A 24,298-nucleotide genomic window follows, 5' to 3' on the forward strand; every position below is an offset into this window, starting at 1 on the left:
CCGGCTCCCGGTGCCTGGCGGCGGCGAGGAGGAAGTCACGGACCCGGGCGACGTCCGGGTTCGCGGAGTCGCCGTGGCGGCGGACCAGGTAGCCGGTGTTGATCGGCGGGTCCTCCGGCTCGTGCAGCAACCGCATTGCACCGGAGGCGAGTTCAGTGTGGCACAGGTAGGTGGGCAGGACGCTCCAGCCCATTCCGGCGGTGACGGCGGCGACGATCCCGCGCAGGTCCGGAACGGTGACGCTCGCCTGGACGTGGAGGCGGCGGTCGAAGACGTGGCGCCAGTAGCGGCGGACGATCGGCAGGTCCTCGGCGTACGTCACCAGCGGGGCCTCCTCAAGGGCGGTCGGCAGGTCCTGGCTCCCGCTCAGGCGCTGCGCCCAGGCCGGTCCGGCGACCAGGACGAACTCCTCGTCGAGGAGGGGCTCGGCGCGCAGCGTCCGCCCGCGTGGACGCTGGGTGGCGATGACCAGGTCGTGGCGGCCCGCGCGCAGTTCCTCCAGGAGCGGGTCGGTCAGTCCGGTGGCCAGGCGCAGCCGGACACCCTCGGCCACGAGCGGAGCCAGGGCCGGGATCAGAACGGTGGACAGGAACTCGGCGGGACCGGCCAGGTGCACGGGCTCCCGGGCGTTGCGCGGCCGGTCGTTGGTGAGGCCCGCGAGCTGGTCGAGGGGAGGGGCGAGCCGGACCGCGAACTCGTCGGCGTACGGGAGCGGGGCGACGCCGCGGGCGCGGCGTTCGAACAGCTCCCGGCCGAGGCGCTGCTCCAGGGCGCGGATGTGCGTGGTGACCGTCGACTGGGAGAGGCCCAGCTGGTGCGCGGCGGCGGTGAAGGAACCGGTCCGGTGGACTGTGAGGAAGGTGCGCAACAGGTTGAGGTCCAGTGGCCCGGAGCCCCCGGAGCCATGGGAATTCCGATCGCTCATGGCATCGAGCCTACGAGAACGTGCGGAACGTGCGGGCTGCGGTGCCCGTAGGCATCGGTGAGCCGATCCCTCGTATCGGAATCCTCATTGGTGGAACTGCTTGAGCAGGTCTACCTTCTAGGTCATCAGCGTGCTGACGCCGTGAGTCCGCGGCGTCAGCGCGTGGAACCGACTCCCGGAGAACCGCACCATGTCGAAGAAGATCCTTTTTGTGATGACCGGCGTCGACTACTGGACGCTCGCCGACGGCACGAAGCACCCGACCGGCTTCTGGGCCGAGGAGGCGGTCGCCCCGTACGAGGCGTTCAAGGCCGCGGGCCACGCCGTCACCGTCGCCACCCCGGGCGGCGTGGTCCCGACCGTCGACGCGGGCAGCCTGGTGCCGCAGGTCAACGGCGGCGAGGAGAACGCCCGGCGGATCGCGGACACCCTCGCGTCGATCGAGGAGATCAAGCACCCGATCAAGCTGGCGGACGTGAACCTCGCCGACTACGACGCCGTGTTCTACCCCGGTGGTCACGGCCCGATGGAGGACCTGGCCGTCAACACCACCTCCGGCGAGCTGCTGACCCTCGCGCTCAAGTCCGGCAAGCCGCTGGGCGTCGTCTGCCACGCTCCGGCCGCGCTGCTGGCCGCGGTCGAGGAGGACGGCGGCAACTCCTTCAGGGGCTACAAGGTGGCGGCCTTCACCAACGCCGAGGAGGCGCAGGCCGGCTTCGCCGACAAGGCGAAGTGGCTGCTGGAGACCCGCCTGGTCGAGGCCGGCATCGACGTCCAGGTCGGCGAGCCGTGGGCGCCGCACGTCGTCGTGGACCGCAACCTGGTCACCGGCCAGAACCCCGCCTCCTCCGCTCCGCTGGCGCAGGAGCTGCTGAAGAAGTTGGCCTGACAGGTCATCGTGTCGAACGGGGCCCGCAGATCGTCCCCGTCCAGATGGGCGAGGCGGCGACGGCCAGGCCCCGGGCGGCCTCCCGGTCCCGCGCGGCCGGAACGCGTTCGGGGCCGGGACGGCGCGCGCGGAGGATCAGTCGGTCCTACGCGTTGCGGGACATGAGCGTGGTGGCGTGGACGGCGGGGCGTCGGTCCGCCCAGGGCATCGCGCTCTCCAGCAGGGCGGAGACGCGCAGCAGCAGCGCCTCCGAGCCGAAGGGACCGGCGAGTTGGACGCCGATGGGCAGACCCTGGGAGGACTGGGCGACCGGCAGGCTGACCGCAGGGGTGCCGGTCTGGTTGAACAGGGGGGTGAAGGAGCAGACCTCGAAGATCCGCTGAGCCCACTCCAGCGCGCCGAGGTCGGCGTTGCCGTCGAGGTGGCCGAGCAGCGGGGCCGGGGTGTTCATGGTGGGCGTCAGCAGGAGGTCGTACCCGGTGAAGAACCGTCCGAGCTCGCGCGAGACGGCGTTGAGCGAGGCGAGGGCGCCGTTGAGTCCGAGCGCGCTGAGCCTGCGGCCGTACTCGACGCAGGCCAGCGTGGTGAGTTCGAGGTTCTCCGGCCCCGCCGTCGCTCCGGTCATGGCCTCGATCCCGGCGACGCCCTCGGCGAGGAAGGCCGACCAGAGGGCGAGGTTCGAGTGCAGCAGCCGCTCCCAGTCGACGGCGGGGGTTGCGCGTTCGACGTGGTGTCCGGCGGCTTCGAGGGCTCTGGCGGTGGCTTCGACGGCCTGGGCGACCTCCGGGTCCACGTAGCTGCCCGCCCAGGACTCGGTGTGCACGGCGATCCGCAGCCGTCCCGTGTCGGCACCCACCTCCTGGACGAACGGGCGCGCGGGTGGGGCGATGACGACCGGATCGCCCGGGAACCCCAGCGCCACCTCGTCGAGCAGCGCGGCGGTGTCCCGGACGGTGCGGCTCACCGCGAGCTCGACGCCCATCCCGTAGAGCGGGTCACCGAAGTCCGGACCGGCGGGCACCCGGCCCCGGCTGGGCTTCAGCCCGACCAGTCCGTTGCAGGCGGCGGGCACCCGGATGGATCCGCCGCCGTCGTTGGCGTGCGCGATCGGGAGCGCGCCCGCGGCGACGAGCGCGGCCGAGCCGCCGCTGGACCCGCCGGCGCTGTGGGCGGTGTTCCAGGGGTTGCGGGTCGAGCCGTAGGCGAGCGCCTCGGAGTTGCCGTTGAAGCCCATCTCCGGGGTCGTCGTCACGGCCAGCGTGGCCAGGCCGGCCGCGCGGAAGCGTTCCATCAGGTGGGTGTCGGCGGCCGGCACGTAGCCGTCCTTGCCCAGCAGACGCGTCCCCATCCGGGTCGGCACGCCGGCGGCGTGCAGGACGAGGTCCTTGATCGCGAACGGAACACCGGCGAACCGGCCGTCGGCGGCATGGTCGAGCGGGCGGTCGAACGGGCCCTCGGCGACCGCGTTCAGTTCCTCGTTGACGGTGGTGATGGCCTCGGTGGCCAGCGCGGCGACTTCGTCGGCGGTGACCTCACCGGACGCGATGACCGCGGCGAGGGCGGTGGCGTCGAGGGCGGCGTATTCGTCGATGTTCATCAAGATCTCCATCTGCCGTGACGAGGAGGGGGGCCCGTTGGACGACTTGGTGTGCAGAAGCTACGAGCCTGTGAGGTTCCGCACCTCGGCCGAAAAGCCGTTCCCCGCACGCCTCGGATGTGCGTCCGACGGGGGAGAAGGGGTCGTGAGCGCCCCACAATGGAGCACGATCGCTCTCGCCCGGAGCCGGGTCTTCGTGCAACATCGCTCTACAGCAGGGCTTTTGGGCTTGACGCCGCAGTGTGACCATCGTCATGATTCGTCCCCTATGGGAGGTTTCGAATGGCCGCCGACATGCAGTGGTGGGTCCGGCTCGCCGAGGAGGTCCGCGCGGCCGGCCGTGGTGAGCTGCCGCCCGAGGTGCCCCTGCGCGCCATGCGCGACGGGCTCGGCTTCGACTGCGCCGCGCTGATCGCCTCCGGCGCCGGCCTGCACGCGGCCGTCGTCAACCTCGACTACCCGGCGGACACCCTCTCCTACATCACCACGACGTACGGCCGCACCTGCCCGGTCCACCAGCTCGCCCTGCGCCGGGGTACTCCCGTGCGCTTCGTGGACGTGCCGTTCGACGTCCGGGAGACCCGGACGTATCAGGACGCGATCCTGCCCAACGGCTTCCGCGAGGGGCTGACGCTGCCCCTGACACCGGCCGTCGCCCGCGCGACGGCTCCGGGATACGTCGTGATGAGCTCCAGCCGCGCCGTGCCGCTCGACGACGGGTCGTGCCTGGCGCTGACGATGCTGTCGCACGATCTCGCCGGACTCGTCGATCCCGGGGCGGACGGCGACGGCGACACGGCCGAACTGGTCCTGTGGATCACCCGGGATGCGGTCGAGGTCAGGGCCGGAGACCTCGGCCGGGCACCGCTCACCCGCGCCGAACTCCGCCTCGCCGTACGGGCCGCCGTCGTCGGTGCGGGCGGCCGCGTCGGCTTCCACCACCGGGCCGCCGACGGCACCTGGTGGCACATCCGCACGGTGCGCCGGCCGGGCGCCGTTCTGGTCCGGATCGGCCGGGCCCCCGCGCTCGGCGGTCTCACCGGCCGCGAACTCGACGTCGTCGGACTGGTCTCCCGGGGGTGGTCCAACGAGCGGATCTCCCAGGCCCTCGGCATCGCGGTCCGCACCGTGCGGAGCCATGTCGAGTCGTTGCTGATCAAGCTCGACTGCCCCAACCGCACGGCGCTCGCCCGTACCGCGTTCGAACGCGAGCTCGACACCCTCGGCGCGCTGGGCGCCGCGAATCGTTGATCCCGGCCGCTGGGAACGCGGCTCGCCCCCGGACGTCCGATGGCGGACGGCCGGGGGCGAGCCGCGGATCCGGGGTGGTTCCGGTGTCAGGACCCGGCCCGGCGCTTGTTGTAGACGTCGAAGCCGACGGCCGCGAGCAGCACCAGGCCCTTGATGACCTGCTGGTAGTCGGTGCCGACGCCGATCAGCGACATGCCGTTGTTCAGCACGCCGAGCACCAGGCCGCCGATGATGGCGCCGAGGACGGTGCCCACGCCGCCGCTGGCCGAGGCGCCGCCGATGAAGGCGGCGGCGATGGCCTCCAGTTCGAAGTTGACGCCGGCCTGCGGGGTTCCGGCGTTGAGCCGCGCGGCGAAGACCAGCCCGGCCAGCGCCGCGAGGACGCCCATGTTGGTGAAGGCGAGGAAGACGACCCGCTTGCTCTTCACCCCGGACAGCTTGGCCGCCGCCTCGTTGCCGCCGATGGCGTAGGTGTGCCGCCCGATGATCGAGTTGCGCATCAGGTAGCCGAAGCCGACCAGCAGCGCGCCGAGGATCAGCAGCACGATCGGCACGCCGTGGTAGCTGGCCAGCAGCAGGGTGAAGACCACCACGGCCGCGGTGATCACGGCGAGCTTGGTCAGGAACAGCACGAGCGGGAGCGGCTCCAGCCCGTACGAGACGGTCTGCCGCCGGCCGCGCACCTCCTGGAGGACCGCGACGCCCAGCACCGCGAGGCCCAGCAGCAGGGTGAGGTTGTGGTAGTCGGTGTGCGGTCCGACCTCGGGGAGGAAGCCGCTGCTGATGTTCTGGAAGCCCTTGGGGAACGGCGCCACCGACTGGCCCTGGAGCAGGATCTGGGTGCCCCCGCGGAACAGCAGCATGCCCGCCAGGGTGACGATGAAGGACGGGATGCCGAGGTAGGCGATCCAGAAGCCCTGCCAGGCGCCGGCGAGGGCGCCGATCACCAGCGCGGCCAGCACCGCCACGGGCCACGGCAGGTCGTGCTTGACCATCATCACCGCGGCGGCGGCCCCGACGAAGGCGGCCAGCGAGCCGACCGAGAGGTCGATGTGCCCGGCGATGATGACGATCATCATCCCGATCGCCAGGATCAGGATGTAGCCGTTCTGCTGGATCAGGTTGGTGATGTTGAGCGGTTGGAGCAGGATGCCGTCCGTCCAGATCTGGAACAGCAGCACGATCAGCGCGAGGGCGACCAGCATGCCGTACTGGCGCACGTTGCCGCGCAGCGCGCGGGCCAGCACGCCGCCGAGGGAGGGGCTGGGGCCGTCCTGCGCTGCCTGCGGGGACGAATCCGGGATGATCTCGGTCTGGGCCATGCCTCACACCTGCTCGTTGCTGGATGCGGCGCTCATGGTCATGAGCCGCATGAGGGATTCCTGGGTGGCGTGGGCACGGGCGACCTCGCCGGTGATCCGGCCTTCGGCCATGGTGTAGATCCGGTCGCACAAGCCCAGGAGTTCGGGGAGTTCGGACGAGATGACGAGCACGGCCTTGCCCTCGGCGGCCAGCCCGGCGATGACCGTGTAGATCTCCGCCTTCGCGCCGATGTCGATGCCGCGGGTGGGCTCGTCGAGGATCAGCACCTCCGGCTCGGCGAAGATCCACTTGCTGAGGACGACCTTCTGCTGGTTGCCGCCGCTGAGCGTGCCGGTCCGGGTGAACACCGTCGGGGCCTTGATGTTCATGGTGCGTCGGAAGGCCTCGGCGACCTCGGCCTCCTGGTGCCGGTCCACCCGGCCGTTGCGGGCGACCTTGCGCAGCGCGCTGAGCGAGATGTTCCGGCTGATGTCGTCGATGAGGTTGAGGCCGAGCTGCTTGCGGTCCTCGGTGACGTACGCGATGCCGTGCCCGATCGCCTCGGGCACCGTCCGGGTGCGGACCTCACGGCCGTGCAGCCGGACCCGGCCGGCGGCCCACCGCCCGTACGAGCGGCCGAAGACGCTCATCGCGAGTTCCGTGCGGCCGGCGCCCATCAGGCCGGCGATGCCGACGATCTCGCCGCGCCGCACATTCAGCGAGGCGCCGTCCACCACCATGCGCTGCTGGTCGATCGGGTGCCGGACGCTCCAGTCCTCGACCTCGAAGGCGACCTCGCCGATCTCGGGGGTGCGCTCGGGATAGCGGTGCTCCAGGTCGCGTCCGACCATGCCGCGGATGATCCGGTCCTCGGAGATGCCCTCGGGGCCGATCGCGATGGTCTCGATGGTCTGCCCGTCGCGCAGGATGGTCACGGCGTCCGCGACCCGGGCGATCTCGTTCAGCTTGTGCGAGATGATGACGCAGGAGATGCCCTGCGCCTTGAGTTCGAGGATCAGGTCGAGCAGCTTGCGGCTGTCCTCGTCGTTCAGCGCGGCGGTCGGCTCGTCCAGGATGAGCAGCCTGACCTTCTTGGCCAGCGCCTTGGCGATCTCGACCAGCTGCTGCTTGCCCACGCCGAGGTCGGCGATCCGGGTGTGCGGACTTTCGTCGAGGCCGACCTGGCGGAGCAGTTCGGCGGCATGGGTGAGCGTCCGGTGCCAGCTGATGATGCCGCGGGAGGCGTGCTCGTTGCCGAGGAAGACGTTCTCGGCGATGGACAGGTACGGCACCAGCGCCAGTTCCTGGTGGATGATGACGATGCCGCGCTGCTCGCTGGCCCGGATGTCCTTGAACCGGCAGGGCTCGCCCTCGAAGAGGACGTCGCCCTCGTAACTGCCGTGCGGGTGGACCCCGCTGAGCACCTTCATCAGGGTGGACTTGCCGGCGCCGTTCTCGCCGCATATGGCGTGCACCTCGCCGGCGGCGACGGTCAGGTTGACCTCGGAAAGCGCCTTGACGCCGGGGAACGACTTGCTGATCGACCGCATTTCGAGAACGGGTCCAGCCATGGTGTGCGTCCGTATCGTTCGGGGCGGTGCGGTGGGGGAGGCCCCGGGCTCCCACGAGCCCGGGCTGCGCACCGCCGGTTCGGCGCGGGGCCCGTCGACCGGGCCCCGCGGGCTACTTGAGCTGGTCCGCGGTGAACTGGCCGCTGTCGACCAGGACCTTCCGGTAGTTGTCCTTGTCGACGCTGACCGGCTGGAGCAGCTCGGCCGGAACGACCTTCACGCCGTTGTCGTACTGGGTGGTGTCGTTGACCTCGGGCTTGCCGCCGGTCAGCAGCGCGTCGCCCATCTGGACGGCGACCTTGGAGAGTTGCCGGGTGTCCTTGTAGACGGTCTGGGTCTGCTCGCCCGCGATGATCGACTTCACCGAGGCCAGATCGCCGTCCTGGCCCGTGACGATCGGCAGCGCCTTGGCGGTGCCGTAGCCGACGCCCTTGAGCGAGGACAGGATGCCGATCGAGATGCCGTCGGCCGGCGAGAGCACGGCGTCGACGTGGGCGGAGGTGTAGGCCTTGCTCAGCAGGTTGTCCATCCGGGACTGGGCGTAACCGCCGTTCCAGCGCAGCGTGGCGATCTGGTTGAAGTCGGTCTGGCCGCTCTGCACGACCAGCTTCTTCTGGTCGATGTACGGCTTGAGGACGCTCATCGCGCCGTTGAAGAAGAAGGTGGCGTTGTTGTCGTCCGGTGAGCCGGCGAACAGCTCGATGTTGAACGGGCCCTTGCCGTCCTTGAGGCCGAGCTTGTCGACGATGTAGCTGCCCTGGAGGACTCCGACCTTGTAGTTGTCGAAGGTCGCGTAGTAGTCGACGTTGGCCGTGCCGCGGATCAGCCGGTCGTAGGAGATCACCGGGATGTGGGCGTCGGCGGCCTTCTGCAGCACGTTGGTGAGGGACGAGCCGTCGATGGCGGCGATCACCAGGAGCTTGGCGCCCTTGGTGATCATGTTCTCCACCTGGGAGACCTGGTTCTCCACCACGTCGTCGCCGTACTGCAGGTCGGTCTTGTAGCCCTTGGCCTGGAACTCCTTGACCATGTTGTCGCCGTCGTTGATCCAGCGTTCCGACGACTTGGTCGGCATCGCGATGCCGACCAGGCCGCCCTTGGCGTCGCCCTTGGCGGCCCCGTCGCCGACCCCGTTGGCGCTCTGCCCGCACGCCGCCAGCGAGAGCACCAGGCCCGCGGCGACGAGGCCCGCCGAAATCTTCCGCACAGTTCCTCCAGTGATGTTCCGCGACCGGGCACAGTGCACCCCTGCTGGGCGACTGGGAGCGGTCGAGCGGGGCCTGCCGGAGCGGGTTCCCGGGTGGGAGGAGCAGGGCTCCGGCCCTGGCGTGAGACGAGTGTTAACGCTCACACTTGAACCGTCAAGAGCCTTGGATCACGGTTCGCTACCTGACAAGCGGGGAAGTCGGGGAGCTCGGCCGCCGCCGGAATCCAGGGGCCGCGACCCGGCGCGGAACCGGTCGCGTACTGTGGTCCAAACCGAGGAGGGAACTGCGAGTGGGAACCGACGGTACGGAGACGGAACAGCGCCAGCCCGTGATGGCGGACGTGGCGAAACTGGCCGGAGTGTCCCACCAGACGGTCTCCCGAGTGCTCAACGGCGCCCCGCACGTGCGGCCGGACACCCGCGATCGGGTGCTGGCCGCGATCCGGGAGCTCGACTACCGGCCCAACTCCGCCGCGCGCGCCCTGGTCACCCGCCGGTCGCAGACGCTCGGCGTGGTCAGCTTCGACTCGACGCTCTACGGGCCCGCGGCGATGCTGGAGGGCATCGAGCAGGCCGCGCGCAGCGCCGGATACTTCGTGAGCGTGACCAGTCTGCGGTCCCTGGACGGCCGTTCGGTCCAGGAGGCGGTCGACCGGCTGCGCGACCAAGGTGTGGAGGGCGTCGTCGTGATCGCGCCGCAGACCTCGGCCGTCAGCGCGGTGGCCCGGCTCTCCACCTCGGTGCCGCTCGTCGCGGTCGGTTCGGGCGACCAGATCCAGGTGCCCATGGTGTCGGTGGGCAACCTCTCCGGCGCCGAGGCGGCCACCCGGCACCTGCTCGACCTGGGACACCGCACCGTCCACCACGTGGCGGGGCCGGCCAACTGGCTGGAGAGCCGGGACCGGGAGGAGGGCTGGCGCCGCACGCTGGAGGCGGCCGGGGCCGTCGTGCCGCACGTGGAGCGCGGCGACTGGAGCGCCCGCTCGGGCTACCAGGCGGGTCTGCGGATCGCCGAACTGCGGGACGTCACCGCCGTCTTCTGCGCCAACGACCACATGGCCCTCGGTCTGCTGCGCGCGCTGCACGAGGCCGGCCGGTCGGTCCCGGGCGACATCAGCGTGGTCGGCTTCGACGACATCCCGGAGGCCGCCTACTTCAGCCCGCCGCTGACCACGGTGCGGCAGGATTTCGGCGAACTCGGGCGCAGGGCGCTGGAGTTGCTGGTCGAGGGGCTGGAGGGCACGACGCGCTCCCGGGCCCATGTGCAGATCTCCCCGGAGATGGTGCTGCGGCGCAGCGTGGGCCCCGTCGGCCGCCGTTGAGCTGCGGCGGTTGAGCGGTGGCCGTTGAGCTTCGGCCGTTGAGCGGCCGCCGGACCACGGCGCCCTGACCCGTACGACGTCCTCCGTCGGGCCGGGCGCCTGCGCACGCCGGATCGTCCTGCCGCCGGTGGTGTGCCGGGCCGGCCCGCAGAGGGGAGGAACCCCAGCCGGCGCACGGCTGGGGTCCCTCAACGCGGTGGAGTCCGTCAGGCAGGTGGAGCCGCCGTGCCGTGGGCCGGTCGTCCGCGGGCCGGTCGTCCGCGGGCCGACAAGCCGCACCCGATCGAGATCACCGCAGGTCGGGCAGGTCAGTGCTGGAGCGTCAGGACACCAGGCCGCCATGGCAGTTGGTCGTAGGGGCCGGTGGCGGTGGGGGATTTGCCCTGGTAGAGGAACTGGAGGTTGCAGGGGTCGATGGTCATGGTCTGGTCGGGGTTGTTGCGGACGAGGTCGCCGTGGCTGATGTCGTTGGTCCAGGTGGCGCCGCTGTTGGCCTTGCCGGCGAAGGGGTTGCTCTCGGTGGTGGCCTGCGGGGTCCACGAGCCGTTGAGGCTGGTGGCGGTGAAGGAGCGGAAGTAGCGTCCGCCGGTGCCCATCGCTTCGACGATCATGAGGTACTGGTTCTGGCCCTGGACCTTGTAGACCTGCGGCGCCTCGAACAGGTTGGCCGTCGAGTCGCTCATGACGGTGGTGTAGGAGGAGCCGAAGCTGCCCGGGAAGTTCCCGATGGGCATGCTGGCGCGGTAGATGCTGCCGTTGTCACCGGCGAAGAACAGGTACATGTTCTGGCCGTCGGCGATCAGGGTCTGGTCGATCGGGCCGGTGCCGGAGTTGGGGATGCTGCCGGTGAACAGCGGCTGGGGAGCGGACCAGCCGTTGGGGTTGGTGGGGTCGCTCGACGTGCGGTAGATGAACGGCCACGCACCCCACTGGTAGGCCAGGATCCAGATGTTCTTGGGCGCGAAGTAGAACAGCGTGGGCGCCACCGCGGCCTGGCCCATCCCGATCTGGCCGGTCGAGGCCATGTCCGACCAGTTGGTGAAGGGGCTGAACATCATCGAGCCGTACGAGGAGCCGTTCACGTCCGACGCGTAGACCAGGTGCTTGCCGTTGTACACGACGTCGGTGAAGTCCTTCACCGACGCCCACCCGTTCGCCGGCTGCGCCAGCGCACCCGTCGACGACCAGCGGTACGTCGACGGAAGCGCGCACGTGCCGCCTGGCGGGGTGGAGGCGGACAGGCCGGTCCACTTCTGGTTGTCGGCGCCGTTGCACGGCCAGATCTGCACCGCCGTGCCGTTGGCCGTCCCGGCTCCCGTGACATCCAGGCACAGCCCGGACTCGACGCCGACGACCGTGCCGTCGGCGTTCAGCCGCCACTGCTGGTTGGCGCCGCCGCTACAGCTCCAGATCTGCACCCGGGTGCCGGCCGTGGTGGCGTGGCCCGGAACGTCCAGGCACTTGTCGCCGTACACCGTCAGCTGGTTGCCGGACGTCGCCGTCCACAGCTGATTGGCCCCGTTCGAGCAGTCGTAGATCTGGAGGGACGCGCCGTCGGTCCGATCGGCGTTCTGCACATCGAGACACCGAGCGGAGCCCACGCCGCGCAGGGCGCCGCTGGTGGCCGCCTGGGCCGGGCCGGCGACGAGCATCGCCGCCAGTGCCGCCACGGCCGCGACCGCGGCGGTGAGCACCGCGGACAGCCGTCTGCGGTGGGGATTTCGTCCGTGCATGGGACCTCCTCTGTGGATGGGGGGAGTCGTCACCCAGCCTTGTTAGCGCTAACAAGTTCAGGCGCGCTGTCGCCTGGAAGCGAGCACCGTCAATGGCCGTGTCGACGGGGGTGGGGCGCGGCGGCTGGAGGGGCCGCGCCCCGGGGTGCCGCCATGAGCCGGTACGGGGCGTCAGTTCGCGCTGCAGGACACCGTCGGCCAGGTGGTGCTGCCGTTCTTCGCGATGGTCATGCCCCAGTTGTTGCCCGCGCCGTTGGGGGTGGCGACGAGGGTCTGGGCGTCGGGGTAGGACGCGTTGACGTTCCAGGTCGCACTGACCTGCTCCGGGGCGGGGACCTTCACGGTCACCTTCCAGGTGCTGGAGCCGGCGACCGAGACGTTCAGGTTGTAGCGGTCGCTCCACGAGTCGCCGGCGGAGAGCGTCGCGGTGCAGCTGCCACCGCCGGTGCCGCCGCCGGTGGAGGAGCCCAGCGTGATGTTGGAGCTGCCGCTGCTCTGGTAGCCCTCGGTGGCCAGGATCTCGTAGTTCATGGTGCCGAGGTTCATGCCGTTCCCGGCCCATGCGTCGAAGTGGTTGCCGACGGTGATGGTTCCGCCGGTCCGCTTGTTCCGGCGGACGCTCCAGTACTGGTTGAAGGTCTTGATGCCTTCGATGGACGGGGCGTTGTAGCGGGTCGTCTGGTAGATGTCGTAGGTGTCGCCGTCCGTGGTGACGGTGCCCTTGTACGTGCCGGTGGGCTTGTAGGAGCCGTAGTTGTCGACGACGTAGTACTCGACGAGCGGGTTGGTGGTCCAGCCGTAGAGTGACAGGTAGGCGTTGCCGTTGGTGCTCCAGGTGCCCGAGTAGGTCACCGGGTTGCGCGAGCCGGTGCTCCAGCCCTTGCCGGCGACGAAGTTGCCGGCGTTGTTCCAGGAGGTGCCGTAGTTGCCGCCGCCGTTCAGGCCCATCGAGACCGCGCCGGTGCCCTCGGTCCAGAACGAGTAGAAGTACCCGCCGTCGGTGCCGGTCTGGTTCGTGGTGACGGTCGCGGCCTCGGCCGTGCCGGGCAAGATCAGGACGGCCGCGAAGGCCGGCGCGAGGACGCGCGTTTTGCTGATGACCCGCCAGGAGCGGCTGGAAGTACGGCTCTTGAGGTGGGGGGAGTTCACAGGAGTGATCCGTCCTGCCGATGGGTGGGGGTGAGTGCGGCCCCGCGCCACCGACGCCGCGAAGGGTTGGTCGGCCGGACGGCGTCGCGAGGGGGTGCACGGAGTCGACTCGTCATCAACGTCGCTGACCCCGACGTCGGTTGGCGAACGCGGCCCGGATCCAAGGCTGTTCGGACTTGTCGACGGCGACAGGTTGGCCTGCGCTTGACGGGCTGTCAACACTTTCGACAGGAGGGTCGATAGATTCGCTCGTCTTTGAGTCCGTCCCTGCCAGAACAGGAGCAGGTCAGGCGCATGATGCTCAATGGCGGCCTGAGGGCTTGACCGGCAGTTCGCCGATTCCCCTGGGACTACCCTCGAAAGTTTCGCCGCTGTCTCGGGTGGCCGCCGAGGCGGGCGTGCCGACCGGCAGCGACTCGCGTCATCCCAGCGTCCACTGCTGGTTCCTGCCGCCGCTGCAGGTCCACAGCTGGACGGGCGTGCCGTCGGCGGTGGCCGCACCGGCCACGTCCAGGCAGAGCCCCGACTGCACGCCGGTGATGGTGCCGTTGGAGTTCAGCTGCCACTGCTGGTTGGCCTGGCCGTTGCAGGACCAGACGATCGCCTTGGTGCCGGGGCTGGTGCCGCGCGCGTCGGCGTCCAGGCAGAGCGTGCTGCCGCCCACGGTCACGGTCAGCTGGTTCGACGGCGTACGGGTCCAGGTCTGGTTCGCACCGCCGTCGCAGGCGAAGATCTGCTGCTGTGTACCCGGCGTCGTGCTCGCGTCGGTCAGGCACTTCCCCGCATCCGCCGCACGCAGGGCGCCGGCCGTGCCGCCGCCGGAGGAGCCCGAGTCCAGGCCCATGAAGTGGATGGCCCCGGCGGCCATCGCGGAACCCCGTACCGGCAGTTCGTGCCCGACCCCGGCGAGGCTGTACGCCTCGACCCGGGTGGTGCGGGCGTTGTCGTCGTACCGTGTGCGGGTCCAGTTGGCCGCGGGGGTGTCCGTGGCCGACGGGGTCTGGCTCACGCCGAGGACGTCGGTCCACTGCTTGATCTCTTCGCCGAGGTTGTTGTGGCTCAGGATGGTGTCGGCGGTACCGTGCCAGAGCTGCACGCGCGGACGAGGACCGGTGTAGCCGGGATACCCCGTGGTGCGCACCAGGCCGCCCCACTGCTGCGGGGTCTTGGAGACCTGGCCCTGGGCGCAGGCCGAGTTCCAACCGCGGACCGAGCCGGTGTAGAAGCAGCGGTAGGGCACTCCCATGAACGCCGCGCCCGCCTTGAACACGTCGGGGTAGTCGGCGAGCATCACGTTCGTCATCATCGCGCCCGACGACTGCCCCGTCACATACACGGCATTGGCGTTGCCGCCGTAGTGCTGCTCCGTGTAGGTGATCATCGACATGAGCCCGACCGGGTCGCTGCCGCCGTTGCGGGTCAGCGCCTGGTCGGAGGAGACGTCCCAGCAGCTTCCACCGGGGTTCGTCGAGGGGTAGATGACGAGGAACCCGTACTGGTCGGCCAGCGACGCGAAGTCGGTGCTCGAGTAGAGGTAGGGCCCTGATCCCTGGCACCCGTGCAGTGCCAGCAGGATCGGGGGGTTGGCCTTGGCGCCGCTCGGCACGTACAGGTGCATGAGCAGACCGGTGGGATTGGTGCCGAAGTTCGTGATCTGGGTCAGCGAGGCGGCAGCGGCCTGGGGGGCGGCCTGAACGCTCAGGCCGACCGCGAGGCCGACCGCGGCGACCAGGCCGAGTAAGCGGGACTTGAGGGAGCGGAACCGGGACATGGGAGCTCTCCGTCCGAGTTTGTTTTGAGTGTTACGTATTGTTCAGACGCCACCGCCGAAAAGACAACACCGAGGACATGACCGGATCCGCGTGGCGGTCGGCCGCGGCCATGGACGACCCGCCGCCGCCCGCGTGTGCCGGCGCGACCCACTCGCCGTGGACGAGCGTGCGCCCAGGGCCCCGGAGCGCGCCGGTCAAGATTGGGTAACGCGCTCCGGGGCTCTTGTCGCAGCGAATTGTGAGCGTTAACAATTCACCTGGGCGAAACCCGCGTCGCGCATCGCCCCCGGGCCATCCCCACCCACGGCCGTTCCCGCAGCCGTGCCATTCCGAGAGGAACCCGAACATGTCCAAGAGAGCTGCGGTGGCCCTGGTCGCCACTGCCATGGCCGTCGCCCTCTCCGCCTGCGGCTCCGGCGGTGGCTCGAACGGTGCGGCCGGCGGCAGCTCGGGCAGGCTCGTCGTCGGCTTCTCGCAGGTGGTCGAGTCCGGGTGGGACACCCTGCTCAAGGAGGCCAAGGACGCGAAGATCCCGGTGGTGCTGACCGACCGTGCGGTGGACTCGAAGGACGAGTCGCTCTACGCCACCTTCCTCGGTTCGGACTTCAAGAAGGTCAAGGCGGGTGAGCAGGTGCCGCGCCGGATCAAGACGGACGAGGGGGTCTTCACCCAGGACCAGGCCGCCGCCGCACTGCCCGGCCGCCAGTACTGACGCACCGACGGAGCCCGGTGGGCGGGCGGCCCTCGGCGGAGGGTCGCCCGCCCACCGACCACGAAAGGAGGGGCGGCATGCCGACGCAGCCGGTCCTGGAAGTGCGGGGGGGGGTCCGCAAGGAGTTCCCGGGCGCGGTCGCGCTCGACGGGGTCGACTTCCGGCTCTTCCCCGGCGAGGTGCACGCGCTGATGGGGGAGAACGGCGCCGGCCGGCCGCACCAAGATCGCGGTGTACGGGGTGAGCGGCTTCTGCTCCGCACTCGGCGGCGTGCTGATGACCTTCTACATGCTCTCCGGCTACGGACTGCACGCGGTGGGGCTGGAGCTGGACGCGATCGCCGCCGTGGTGATCGGCGGCACCCTGCTCACCGGCGGCTCCGGCTACCTGCTCGGCGCCGTGCTCGGCGTCCTGGTGCTCGGCCTGATCCAGACCGTGATCAGCTTCCAGGGCACGCTCAGCTCCTGGTGGACCAGGATCGTGATCGGCGCGCTGCTCTTCGTCTTCATCCTGCTGCAGCGCCTCATGACGGCCCGTCGACGCCTCTAGCCCATCAGCGCGACGGACCCGCCAGATCCCGCGCACCGGGCCGGCCCACCCGCTTCGGCCCGCCCGGCGCGCGCGGCCCCGTCCACCCCGGACGGGCGGACCGGCCGCCGGGCCCGCACCGTCGCGGACCCAGCCCGGCGGCCAGTACCAGAAACCCGACCCGCTACGAAGGACGTGAACGTGCCACCAACCTCCGACTCCCCGGAGCGCCACGTCGTCGGCGTCGACTTCGGCACGCTGTCCGGCCGCGCCGTGGTGGTCAGGGTCAGCGACGGCGAGGAGCTCGGCACCGCCGTCCACGAGTACCCGCACGGCGTCATCGAGACCGAACTCCCCGGCACCCGCCAGAAGCTGCCGCCCGACTGGGCGCTCCAGCACCCCGAGGACTGGCGCCAGGTGCTGCGCACGGCCGTCCCCGCGGCGCTCGCCGCCGCCGGCATCGACCCGGCCTCCGTGATCGGCATCGCCACCGACTTCACCGCCTGCACCGTCCTGCCGGTCACCGCCGACGGCACCCCGCTCGCCGAGACCGCCCTGGGCGAGCGCCCGCACGCCTGGCCGAAGCTCTGGAAGCACCACGCCGCCCAGAGCCACGCGGACCGGATCAACCACCTCGCCCACCAGCGCGGCGAGAAGTGGATCGGACGCTACGGCGGCAAGATCTCCGCCGAGTGGCAGTTCGCCAAGGCGCTGCAACTCCTGGAGGAGGACCCGGACGTCTACGCCGCCACCGAACGCTGGATCGAGGCCGCCGACTGGATCGTCTGGCAGCTCACCGGTGCCGAGAGCCGCAACACCTGCACGGCCGGCTACAAGGGCATCTTCCAGGAGGGCGACTACCCGTCCGAGGAGTACCTGGCCGCCCTCAACCCGGACTTCGCCGACTTCGCCCGCACCCGGCTGGCCCACCCGCTCTCCGCCCTCGGCTCCCGGGTCGGGTCGCTGACCGCCGAGGCCGCCGCCTGGACCGGACTGCCCGAGGGCATCGCGGTCGCCGCCGGCAACGTCGACGCCCACGTCGCCGCCCCCGCCGCCCAGGCGGTCGAGAACGGCCGCCTGCTCGCCATCATGGGCACCTCCACCTGCCACGTCGTCAACGGCGCGGCCCTGGCCGACGTCCCCGGGATCTGCGGCGTGGTCGAGGGCGGCATCGTCGAGGGCGCGTACGGCTACGAAGCCGGGCAGAGCGCCGTCGGCGACATCTTCGCCTGGTGGCTGCGCCAGGGCCTGCCCGCCGACTACCTGGCCGAGGCCGAGGCCAGGGGCGAGGACGCCCACCAGCTGCTCACCCGCAAGGCCGCCGCCCAGCCCGTCGGCGGGCACGGCCTGGTCGCGCTGGACTGGTTCAACGGCAACCGCTCCACGCTGGTCGACCACCACCTCTCCGGCGTGCTCGTCGGGCTCACCCTGGCCACCCGCCCCGAGGAGGTCTACCGGGCGCTCCTGGAGGCCACCGCCTTCGGCACCCGCGTCATCGTCGAGGCACTGGAGGACGGCGGCGTCCCGGTCACCGAGTTCATCGTCACCGGCGGCCTGAAGAAGAACCCGCTGCTGATGCAGATCTACGCCGACGTACTGCGCCGCCCGGTCTCGCTCGCGGTCTCCGCCCAGGGCCCCGCCCTCGGGTCCGCCATCCATGCCGCCGTCGCGGCCGGCGCCCACCCCGACGTGCGCGCGGCAGCCGCCGCGATGGGCCGGGTCGAACGTGCCGCCTACCGGCCCGACCCGGCCCGGGCCGACGCCTACGACGCCCTGTTCGCCGAGTACCGCGAACTGCACGAGCACTTCGGCACCCCCGCCGACAGGCAGCTGCACCGCCTGCGCCGACTGCGCAACTCCGCCTGGGGCAGCACCGCCCCGACGCAGAACAGCGAGGAATCATGAGCGACCTGAGCGACCCGATCGACCTGCTCCGGCAGCAGGTCAGCGACCTGCACCAGGAACTGGTCCGCTACAACCTGGTGGTCTGGACGGCCGGCAACGTCTCCGCTCGGGTGCCGGGCGAGGACCTGATGGTGATCAAGCCGAGCGGCGTCTCCTACGACGAGTTGTCGCCCGAGTCCATGATCCTGTGCGACCTGGACGGCACCGTGGTCGAGGGCGACTACGCCCCCTCCTCCGACACCGCCGCGCACGCCTACGTCTACCGGCACATGCCCGAGGTCGGGGGAGTGGTGCACACCCACTCCACCTACGCCTGTGCCTGGGCCGCCCGCGGCGAGGCCGTGCCCTGCGTGCTGACCGCCATGGCCGACGAGTTCGGCGCGGAGATCCCGGTCGGCCCGTTCGCGCTGATCGGCGACGACTCGATCGGCCGCGGCATCGTGGAGACCCTGCGCGGCCACCGCTCGCCCGCCGTCCTGATGAAGAGCCACGGCGTCTTCACCATCGGCAAGGACGCCAGGGCCGCCGTCAAGGCCGCCGTGATGTGCGAGGACGTCGCCCGCACCGTGCACGTGTCCCGCCAGCTCGGCGAACCGCTGCCGATCGCCCAGGCCGACATCGACAGCCTCAACTTCCGCTACCAGAACGTGTACGGCCAGCAGCCCGCCCGCTGACCAGCAAGGAGACACCCATCATGACGTCGATCGAAGGCCGCGAGGTCTGGTTCCTGACCGGAAGCCAGGGCCTCTACGGGGAGGAGACGCTGCGCCAGGTCGCCGAGCAGTCCCGGCGGATCGCCGAGACCGTGGACGGCTCTGCGGAGCTGCCCGTCACGGTGGTCTGGAAGCCGGTGCTCACCGACGCCGACGCCATCCGCCGGATCTGCCTCGACGCCAACGCGGCGGACGACTGCATCGGCCTGATCGCCTGGATGCACACCTTCTCCCCGGCCAAGATGTGGATCGCCGGACTGGACGCCCTGCGCAAACCGCTGCTCCACCTGCACACCCAGGCCAACGTCGAACTGCCCTGGGCCACCATCGACATGGACTTCATGAACCTGAACCAGGCCGCCCACGGCGACCGCGAGTTCGGCTACGTCCAGTCCCGCCTGGGAGTCGCCCGCAAGACCGTCGCCGGACACGTCAGCGACCCCGTCACCACCGGCCGGATCGCGTCCTGGGCCCGCGCCGCCGTCGGACGCGCCGAGCTGGCCACCCTCAAGCTGGCCCGGTTCGGCGACAACATGCGCGACGTCGCCGTCACCGAGGGGGACAAGGTCGAGGCCCAGCTCCGGTTCGGCGTCTCGGTCAACACCTACGGCGTCAACGACCTGGTCGAGGCGGTCGACGCCGCATCCGACGCCGAGGTCACCGAACTGGTCAAGGAGTACGAGGACGGCTACCGGCTCGCCCCCGCCCTGCGCCCCGGCGGCGAGCGGCACGACTCGCTGCGCTACGCCGCCCGGATCGAGGCGGGCCTGCGCGCCTTCCTGACGGCGGGCGGCTTCCGCGCCTTCACCACCAACTTCGAGGACCTCGGCGGGCTGCGCCAGCTGCCCGGCCTGGCCGTGCAGCGGCTGATGGCCGACGGCTACGGCTTCGGCGGCGAGGGCGACTGGAAGACCTCGGTGCTGCTGCGCACCCTCAAGGCGGCCGCCGCCGGCCTGCCCGGCGGCACCTCCTTCATGGAGGACTACACCTACCACCTGGAGCCCGGACGGGAACTGATCCTCGGCGCGCACATGCTGGAGGTCTGCCCGAGCATCGCCGCCGCCACCCCGTCCTGCGAGGTGCACCCGCTGGGCATCGGCGGCCGGGAGGACCCGGTCCGGCTGGTCTTCGACGCCGCGCCCGGCCCGGCCGTGGCGGTCGGGCTGGCGGACCTGGGCGACCGCTTCCGGCTGGTCGCCAACGAGGTCGACGTGGTCGACCCGGCCGAGCCGCTGCCCAGGCTCCCGGTGGCCCGCGCGGTCTGGCAGCCGCGGCCGGACTTCCGGACCTCCGTCGAGGCCTGGCTCGCCGCCGGCGCACCGCACCACACGGTGCTCACCGGCGCGCTCGGCGCCGAGCACCTGGAGGACCTCGCGCAGATGCTCGGCACCGAGCTGGTGCTGATCGACGGCGGCACGACGATCCGTCAGTTCACCCGAGAGCTGCGCTGGAACCAGGCGTACCACCGCCTGGCACAAGGCTTCTGAGCCCGTCGTACCCTCGGGGCGGCATCCGCCACGGGTGCCGCCCCTCCGGCACTTCCAGGAAGAGAGCACCGCCATGACCGCTGACCTGACCATCCGGACCCACCCGGCGGGCGAGCTGCCGGACGGCCGCGCCATCGACCGCTGGGTCTTCGGGGCCTCCGACGGCGTCACCGCCGAGGTGCTCAGCCTCGGCGCCAGGCTCCAGTCGCTGCACGCCCCGGACCGGGACGGCCACCGGGCCAACGTGGTGCTGGGCGGCGGATCTCCGGCCGAGCTGATCGGCGAGGCGGCCTACCTCGGCTCCACCGTGGGCCGGTACGGCAACCGCATCGCGGGCGGTGAACTCCCGCTGGACGGCACCGTGCACCGGCTGGCGACCCAGGAGAGCGGCCACACCCTGCACGGAGGCCCGGACGGCTTCGCCACCCGCTTGTGGGCCGGCACCCCGCTGGAGGAGGGCGACCGGGTCGGGGTCCGGCTGGAGCTGCACAGCCCCGACGGCGACCAGGGCTTCCCCGGGGCGCTGGACGTGACGGTCAGCTACCTGCTCGACCGCGCCGGCGAGCTGACGATCTCCTACCGGGCCGAGACCGACGCGCCCACCGTGGTCAACCTGACCAACCACGCCTACGTCAACCTCGGCGGCGAGGGCAGCGGACCGGTGCTGGACCACCTGCTCCAGGTTGAGGCGGACGAGTACCTCCCGGTGGACCACGACCTGATCCCGCTCGGCGCGCCCGAACCGGTCAAGGAGACCCCGTTCGACCTCACCACCGCGGCGGGTCTGGGCGGCCGGCTCTCCGCCCCGCACCCGCAGGTCCGGCTGGCCGGGGACGGGTTCGACCACACCTGGGTGCTCCGCCCCGGCGCCGGCCTGCGCCCGGCCGCCACCCTGCACCACCCGGGCAGCGGACGGCGGCTGGACTGCCTGACCACCGAACCGGGGGTGCAGGTCTACACCGGCAACCACTTCGACGGCACCCTCACCGGCCCGGGCGGCCGACCGTACGGGAGGTACGCGGGCATCGCGCTGGAGACCCAGCACTTCCCGGACTCCCCGCACTTCCCCGAGTACCCCTCCACCGTCCTGCGCCCGGGGGAGCGGTACGAGTCGACCACGGTCTACCGGTTCTCGGTGGAGTGACCCGGCGCCGCGGCGACCGGTCGCCCGGACCGCTCCACCGAGGGCCTACCCCAGCCGCCAGATCGGAGGCGTCCTCCAGCGCTCATCGATCACGTCTCCGCGGTGGGTGCGGTCCGATGTTCGAGGGTGGTGAGGAAGGCCTCGGCGGCGTCCTGAACCCTGTCTCGGTCACCGGTGGCGAGCAGGTCGAGCAGCAGTCCACGGATGGTGGCGATCACGAGGGTGGCGTGCCGTGTCGCGGTGTCCGGATCGGTATCCGGGCCTTGCGCGTCGCGAAGGGCGTTCATCCAGTCGGTGACGACGTGTTCGAGGAAGTCGGAGAACGGCTCCGGCGCCTGGAGGGCTTGTCCGTAGACCGCGAAGAACAGTCGGAACTCCGCCTCTCGTCGCGGATCGCTGGTGCACGTCCAGACCGCGCGCGCCGAGTCCGCCAGGCCGGACCGCTCGCCGATCGTCTCCTCGGTGGCCTTGAGTATGCGCTCGCGCAGGCGGCCGAGGATGGCTTGGAGCATCTGTTCCTTGGTGCCGAAGCGGTGCACCAGCGTTGTGCTCGCCACCCCCAGCGCGGTGGCGAGCGGGCGCCATGACAGGTCGGCGAAGCCGTTCTCGAGGGTGTAGTCGACCACGGCGTCGAGCAGTTGGGTGCGCCGTTCGTGATCGATGGGCCTTCCTGCCACCGTGCTGCCTCCGCGGGATCGTACGGGCTTGACATTTATAGTACGACTGTACAAAGAATGGGCTCCGGCAGCAAGGACGATCCGCCGCGGAGCCGCCGCGGCGGCGTTGCACCTCCTGGAGGTTTGGCATGCGCGTTTTCGTCACCGGGGCTTCGGGCTGGATCGGCCGCGGACTGGTGCCCGAGCTGATCGCAGCCGGGCACCAGGTCACGGGGCTCGCCCGCTCCGAGGCGGCCGCCGCGCGCCTGCGGGCTGCCGGCGCCGAGGTCCGCGCGGGCTCGCTCGACGACCTCGACACCCTGCGCGAGGCCGCCGCGGCGTCCGAGGGAGTCGTCCATCTCGCGTTCAAGCACGAGATCGCCTTCGCCGGAGACTACCTCGGGGCTGCCGAAGCCGACCGGGCGGCGATCGAGGCGCTGGCCGGGCCCCTGATCGGCACCGGCAAGCCGCTGGTCATCGCCTCGGGCATCCTCGGCGTGCTCGGGCTGGCACCGGGGGCCCTCGCCACCGAGCGCGAGGGATCGGCCGCCGTGGACGGCAGCCGCGATGCCCCGGTCGCCGGCGCGCAAGGACGGCTGGACAACGCCCACTTCACCCTCGCCCTCGCCGAGCGCGGCGTGCGCTCCTCGGTCGTACGCCTGCCCCCGGCCACCCACGGCGCCGGGGACAACGGCTTCATCGCGAGCGCGGTCGGCTTCGCCCGCCAGAAGGGCGCCGCGGCCTACGTCGGCGACGGCGCCAACCGCTGGCCGGCAGTGCACCGCGACGATGCCGCCCGCCTGTTCCGGCTCGCGCTGGAGTCCGCGCCCGCCGGGTCGGTGCTGCACGCGGTCGGCGAGGAAGGCGTTTCGATCCGCGAGGTCGCGGAGGTCTTCGCCGCAGGGCTCGGCATCCCCGCGCACTCGGTCACCCCCGAGCAGGCCGGCGAGTACGTCGGCTGGCTCGGCCGCTTCTGGGCCATCGACGGACCCGCCTCGGCACTGATCACCCGCGACCTGCTCGGCTGGCAGCCGACCGGCCCCGGACTGATCGCCGACCTCGAAGCGGGCTCCTACTTCAGCTGAGCACCAAGGCCACAGCCGACGCGCGGACGCACCGTCCCGCCGGGTTCGGGCGGCCGGCTCGAGCACCTGGCGGACCAGGTCCGGAAGCCGGCCGCCGCGACCGTCGCCGTGGCCCGGCCCGCGTCGCAGATGCCGCTGTCCTGGGCGGCGAACGCGGCCCGGGAGAGGATCAGGCGGATTCGCGCCGGATCAGCGTGGTGGGCAGGATCAGCGGGCTCGGCTTCTCGCCCGCGATCAGCGAGAGCAGCATGCGGGTCATCTCCCGGCCGATGTCCCGTATCGGCTGGTGGACGGTGGTGAGCGGCGGTTCGGTGAACTCGGAGATCGGCAGGCCGTCGAAGCCGACCACGGCGGTCTCCGCCGGAACGGCCCGGCCTGCGCGGTGGAGCACCCGAAGGGCACCGGCCGCCATGTTGTCGTTGGCGGCGAACACCGCGTCCAGGTCCGGATGGTGGGCGAGCAGGGACTCCATCGCGGCCATGCCGCTGCGCTCCGTGAAGTCGCCGGCCTCCTCCGCGCGGAAGGGGAGACCCGCCAGGGTCAGCGCCTCGTGGTAGCCCCGCCTGCGGGCCAGACCGACATCCGTGTCCAGCAGGCCGGTGATGGTCGCGATCCGGGTGCGGCCGAGGGAGATCAGGTGCTCCGTGGCCTCCCGGGCGCCGCGCACGTTGTCCACGTCCACGTAGCACGGGACCTGCCCGTGCAGCGGCTTTCCGCCGAACACGGCGGGGACGCCGGCCTCCAGGGCCAGCAGGGACAGCGGATCGTCGCCGCGCAGGGACATCAGCATCACGCCGTCGACCGCCCGGGTCTGCAGGAGCCGCTCCACGCGGGTCAGTCCGCGGGCGGAGGTGGCCAGACAGAGCACCAGGTGCAGGTCGGTCTCCTCCAGCGCGGTCGAGGCGCCCGCGATGACCTGCCCGTAGAACGGGTCGGCCAGCACCGCCGGGTCCTCCCCGGAGATGATCAGGGCCACCGCCCCGGCCTGCTGCGTCGCCAGGGCGCGGGCCGTCGGGTTGGGGACGTACCCGAGCTCCTTGATGGCGCGCAGGACGGCATCGCGCTTGCCGCGGCTGACGTTCGGGGCGTTGTTCAACACCCGTGACGCCGCGGTGCGGGACACGCCGGCGCGTTCGGCGACCTCGTCCAGCGTCGGCCTTCGGCGCGTCGGTTCGTCCGTCATCGTGGTCCACCTCGGTCTTGATGCCAGTGCACAGAGTGGCGCGCCGCCGTCGCGATCGACTGGAAGTGCTTCCAGTGCGGACTGTACAGCGACTCACCGTCGGCGTGAAGAGAATCGATATGTCTTGACATCGGAGTGTGGACCCCCAATCATCTGGCAACTGGAAG

Annotated in this window: 18 protein-coding genes and 2 pseudogenes; 10 read left to right on the top strand and 10 right to left on the bottom strand. The window is 71.1% G+C overall.

Annotation, left to right across the window (positions count from 1 at the left end; genetic code table 11):
• The coding region (locus tag J0670_RS04570) for a LysR family transcriptional regulator (RefSeq protein WP_207809837.1) at positions 1-925 on the bottom strand (925 nt) is incomplete at its 3' end.
• A gap of 190 nt (positions 926-1,115) precedes the next feature.
• On the opposite strand from J0670_RS04570, the gene J0670_RS04575 reads away from it, so the two are divergent.
• On the top strand, positions 1,116-1,814 hold the full coding sequence (locus tag J0670_RS04575) for a type 1 glutamine amidotransferase domain-containing protein (RefSeq protein ID WP_243436531.1): 699 nt from the start codon (positions 1,116-1,118) through the stop codon (positions 1,812-1,814).
• Between the two features lie 145 nt (positions 1,815-1,959).
• Here the strand turns inward: J0670_RS04575 and J0670_RS04580 are convergent, their stop codons facing one another.
• Complete coding sequence (locus tag J0670_RS04580; RefSeq protein WP_207809839.1) at positions 1,960-3,411, bottom strand: amidase; 1,452 nt, start codon at positions 3,409-3,411, stop codon at positions 1,960-1,962.
• Positions 3,412-3,693: 282 nt separating this feature from the next.
• Between J0670_RS04580 and J0670_RS04585 the strand changes: the two genes are divergently transcribed.
• The gene (locus J0670_RS04585; RefSeq protein ID WP_207809841.1) at positions 3,694-4,662 is read left to right on the top strand and encodes a LuxR C-terminal-related transcriptional regulator; all 969 of its coding nucleotides are present in this window, start codon (positions 3,694-3,696) and stop codon (positions 4,660-4,662) included.
• Between the two features lie 86 nt (positions 4,663-4,748).
• Here the strand turns inward: J0670_RS04585 and mmsB are convergent, their stop codons facing one another.
• The 3 genes from mmsB to chvE all read right to left on the bottom strand — a co-directional run bounded on the left by mmsB (position 4,749) and on the right by chvE (position 8,742).
• On the bottom strand, positions 4,749-5,984 hold the full coding sequence (mmsB, locus tag J0670_RS04590) for a multiple monosaccharide ABC transporter permease (RefSeq protein WP_207809843.1): 1,236 nt from the start codon (positions 5,982-5,984) through the stop codon (positions 4,749-4,751).
• A 3-nt stretch (positions 5,985-5,987) separates the two neighbouring features.
• Positions 5,988-7,535, bottom strand: coding sequence for a multiple monosaccharide ABC transporter ATP-binding protein (gene mmsA, locus J0670_RS04595; protein WP_207809845.1), 1,548 nt, complete (start codon positions 7,533-7,535; stop codon positions 5,988-5,990).
• A gap of 112 nt (positions 7,536-7,647) precedes the next feature.
• Positions 7,648-8,742: a multiple monosaccharide ABC transporter substrate-binding protein gene (gene chvE, locus J0670_RS04600; RefSeq protein WP_307806375.1), complete on the bottom strand. Its 1,095-nt coding sequence runs from the start codon at positions 8,740-8,742 to the stop codon at positions 7,648-7,650.
• A 332-nt stretch (positions 8,743-9,074) separates the two neighbouring features.
• On the opposite strand from chvE, the gene J0670_RS04605 reads away from it, so the two are divergent.
• Positions 9,075-10,064 (top strand): LacI family DNA-binding transcriptional regulator, encoded by a 990-nt coding sequence (locus J0670_RS04605; protein WP_207809865.1) that lies wholly within the window; start codon positions 9,075-9,077, stop codon positions 10,062-10,064.
• Between the two features lie 308 nt (positions 10,065-10,372).
• Here the strand turns inward: J0670_RS04605 and J0670_RS04610 are convergent, their stop codons facing one another.
• The 3 genes from J0670_RS04610 to J0670_RS04620 all read right to left on the bottom strand — a co-directional run bounded on the left by J0670_RS04610 (position 10,373) and on the right by J0670_RS04620 (position 14,717).
• Positions 10,373-11,797, bottom strand: a complete 1,425-nt coding sequence (locus J0670_RS04610) for a non-reducing end alpha-L-arabinofuranosidase family hydrolase (RefSeq protein WP_207809846.1) — start codon at positions 11,795-11,797, stop codon at positions 10,373-10,375.
• Positions 11,798-11,968: 171 nt separating this feature from the next.
• A complete protein-coding gene (locus tag J0670_RS04615; RefSeq protein WP_307806378.1) occupies positions 11,969-12,895 on the bottom strand; it encodes a glycoside hydrolase family 11 protein in 927 nt (308 codons plus the stop codon).
• A 472-nt stretch (positions 12,896-13,367) separates the two neighbouring features.
• Entirely contained in the window at positions 13,368-14,717 is a 1,350-nt protein-coding gene (locus J0670_RS04620) for a PHB depolymerase family esterase (RefSeq protein ID WP_207809848.1), read from the bottom strand.
• 347 nt (positions 14,718-15,064) lie between these two features.
• Between J0670_RS04620 and J0670_RS04625 the strand changes: the two are divergent.
• From J0670_RS04625 to J0670_RS04650, 6 genes and pseudogenes are all read left to right on the top strand, one after another.
• Positions 15,065-15,325: pseudogene (locus J0670_RS04625) on the top strand (LacI family transcriptional regulator); the annotation flags it as partial.
• Between the two features lie 312 nt (positions 15,326-15,637).
• A pseudogene (locus tag J0670_RS04630) lies at positions 15,638-15,979 on the top strand (sugar ABC transporter permease YjfF); the annotation flags it as partial.
• A gap of 180 nt (positions 15,980-16,159) precedes the next feature.
• A complete protein-coding gene (locus J0670_RS04635) occupies positions 16,160-17,863 on the top strand; it encodes a ribulokinase (protein WP_307806377.1) in 1,704 nt (567 codons plus the stop codon).
• Positions 17,860-18,537 carry an L-ribulose-5-phosphate 4-epimerase gene (locus J0670_RS04640; protein WP_207809851.1) on the top strand — a complete coding sequence of 226 codons (678 nt, stop codon included), beginning with the start codon at positions 17,860-17,862 and terminating at the stop codon, positions 18,535-18,537. Before J0670_RS04635 ends, J0670_RS04640 begins: the two co-directional genes overlap by 4 nt.
• 20 nt (positions 18,538-18,557) lie before the next feature.
• Positions 18,558-20,063 (top strand): L-arabinose isomerase, encoded by a 1,506-nt coding sequence (gene araA / locus J0670_RS04645; protein ID WP_207809853.1) that lies wholly within the window; start codon positions 18,558-18,560, stop codon positions 20,061-20,063.
• Positions 20,064-20,136: 73 nt separating this feature from the next.
• Positions 20,137-21,207: an aldose epimerase family protein gene (locus tag J0670_RS04650; protein ID WP_207809854.1), complete on the top strand. Its 1,071-nt coding sequence runs from the start codon at positions 20,137-20,139 to the stop codon at positions 21,205-21,207.
• Positions 21,208-21,296: 89 nt separating this feature from the next.
• Here the strand turns inward: J0670_RS04650 and J0670_RS04655 are convergent, their stop codons facing one another.
• On the bottom strand, positions 21,297-21,833 hold the full coding sequence (locus J0670_RS04655; protein ID WP_207809856.1) for a TetR/AcrR family transcriptional regulator: 537 nt from the start codon (positions 21,831-21,833) through the stop codon (positions 21,297-21,299).
• A 179-nt stretch (positions 21,834-22,012) separates the two neighbouring features.
• Between J0670_RS04655 and J0670_RS04660 the strand changes: the two genes are divergently transcribed.
• Positions 22,013-22,948 (top strand): SDR family oxidoreductase, encoded by a 936-nt coding sequence (locus tag J0670_RS04660; RefSeq protein ID WP_207809858.1) that lies wholly within the window; start codon positions 22,013-22,015, stop codon positions 22,946-22,948.
• A 169-nt stretch (positions 22,949-23,117) separates the two neighbouring features.
• Here J0670_RS04660 and J0670_RS04665 read toward each other — a convergent pair whose 3' ends face one another.
• A complete protein-coding gene (locus tag J0670_RS04665) occupies positions 23,118-24,131 on the bottom strand; it encodes a LacI family DNA-binding transcriptional regulator (protein WP_207809859.1) in 1,014 nt (337 codons plus the stop codon).
• Between the last annotated feature and the right edge of the window lie 167 nt (positions 24,132-24,298).

The organism is Streptomyces sp. FH025, assembly GCF_017427025.1.
In the GTDB taxonomy this organism is placed as follows: domain Bacteria; phylum Actinomycetota; class Actinomycetes; order Streptomycetales; family Streptomycetaceae; genus Kitasatospora.

What these genes read in the sequence shown, in the direction of transcription:
- J0670_RS04575 (WP_243436531.1), top strand. Translation starts at nt 1,116, where the DNA reads ATGTCGAAGAAGATCCTTTTTGTGATGACCGGCGTCGACTACTGGACG.
- J0670_RS04580 (WP_207809839.1), bottom strand. Translation starts at nt 3,411, where the DNA reads ATGAACATCGACGAATACGCCGCCCTCGACGCCACCGCCCTCGCCGCG.
- J0670_RS04585 (WP_207809841.1), top strand. Translation starts at nt 3,694, where the DNA reads ATGGCCGCCGACATGCAGTGGTGGGTCCGGCTCGCCGAGGAGGTCCGC.
- mmsB (WP_207809843.1), bottom strand. Translation starts at nt 5,984, where the DNA reads ATGGCCCAGACCGAGATCATCCCGGATTCGTCCCCGCAGGCAGCGCAG.
- mmsA (WP_207809845.1), bottom strand. Translation starts at nt 7,535, where the DNA reads ATGGCTGGACCCGTTCTCGAAATGCGGTCGATCAGCAAGTCGTTCCCC.
- J0670_RS04605 (WP_207809865.1), top strand. Translation starts at nt 9,075, where the DNA reads ATGGCGGACGTGGCGAAACTGGCCGGAGTGTCCCACCAGACGGTCTCC.
- J0670_RS04610 (WP_207809846.1), bottom strand. Translation starts at nt 11,797, where the DNA reads ATGCACGGACGAAATCCCCACCGCAGACGGCTGTCCGCGGTGCTCACC.
- J0670_RS04620 (WP_207809848.1), bottom strand. Translation starts at nt 14,717, where the DNA reads ATGTCCCGGTTCCGCTCCCTCAAGTCCCGCTTACTCGGCCTGGTCGCC.
- J0670_RS04640 (WP_207809851.1), top strand. Translation starts at nt 17,860, where the DNA reads ATGAGCGACCTGAGCGACCCGATCGACCTGCTCCGGCAGCAGGTCAGC.
- araA (WP_207809853.1), top strand. Translation starts at nt 18,558, where the DNA reads ATGACGTCGATCGAAGGCCGCGAGGTCTGGTTCCTGACCGGAAGCCAG.
- J0670_RS04650 (WP_207809854.1), top strand. Translation starts at nt 20,137, where the DNA reads ATGACCGCTGACCTGACCATCCGGACCCACCCGGCGGGCGAGCTGCCG.
- J0670_RS04660 (WP_207809858.1), top strand. Translation starts at nt 22,013, where the DNA reads ATGCGCGTTTTCGTCACCGGGGCTTCGGGCTGGATCGGCCGCGGACTG.
- J0670_RS04665 (WP_207809859.1), bottom strand. Translation starts at nt 24,131, where the DNA reads ATGACGGACGAACCGACGCGCCGAAGGCCGACGCTGGACGAGGTCGCC.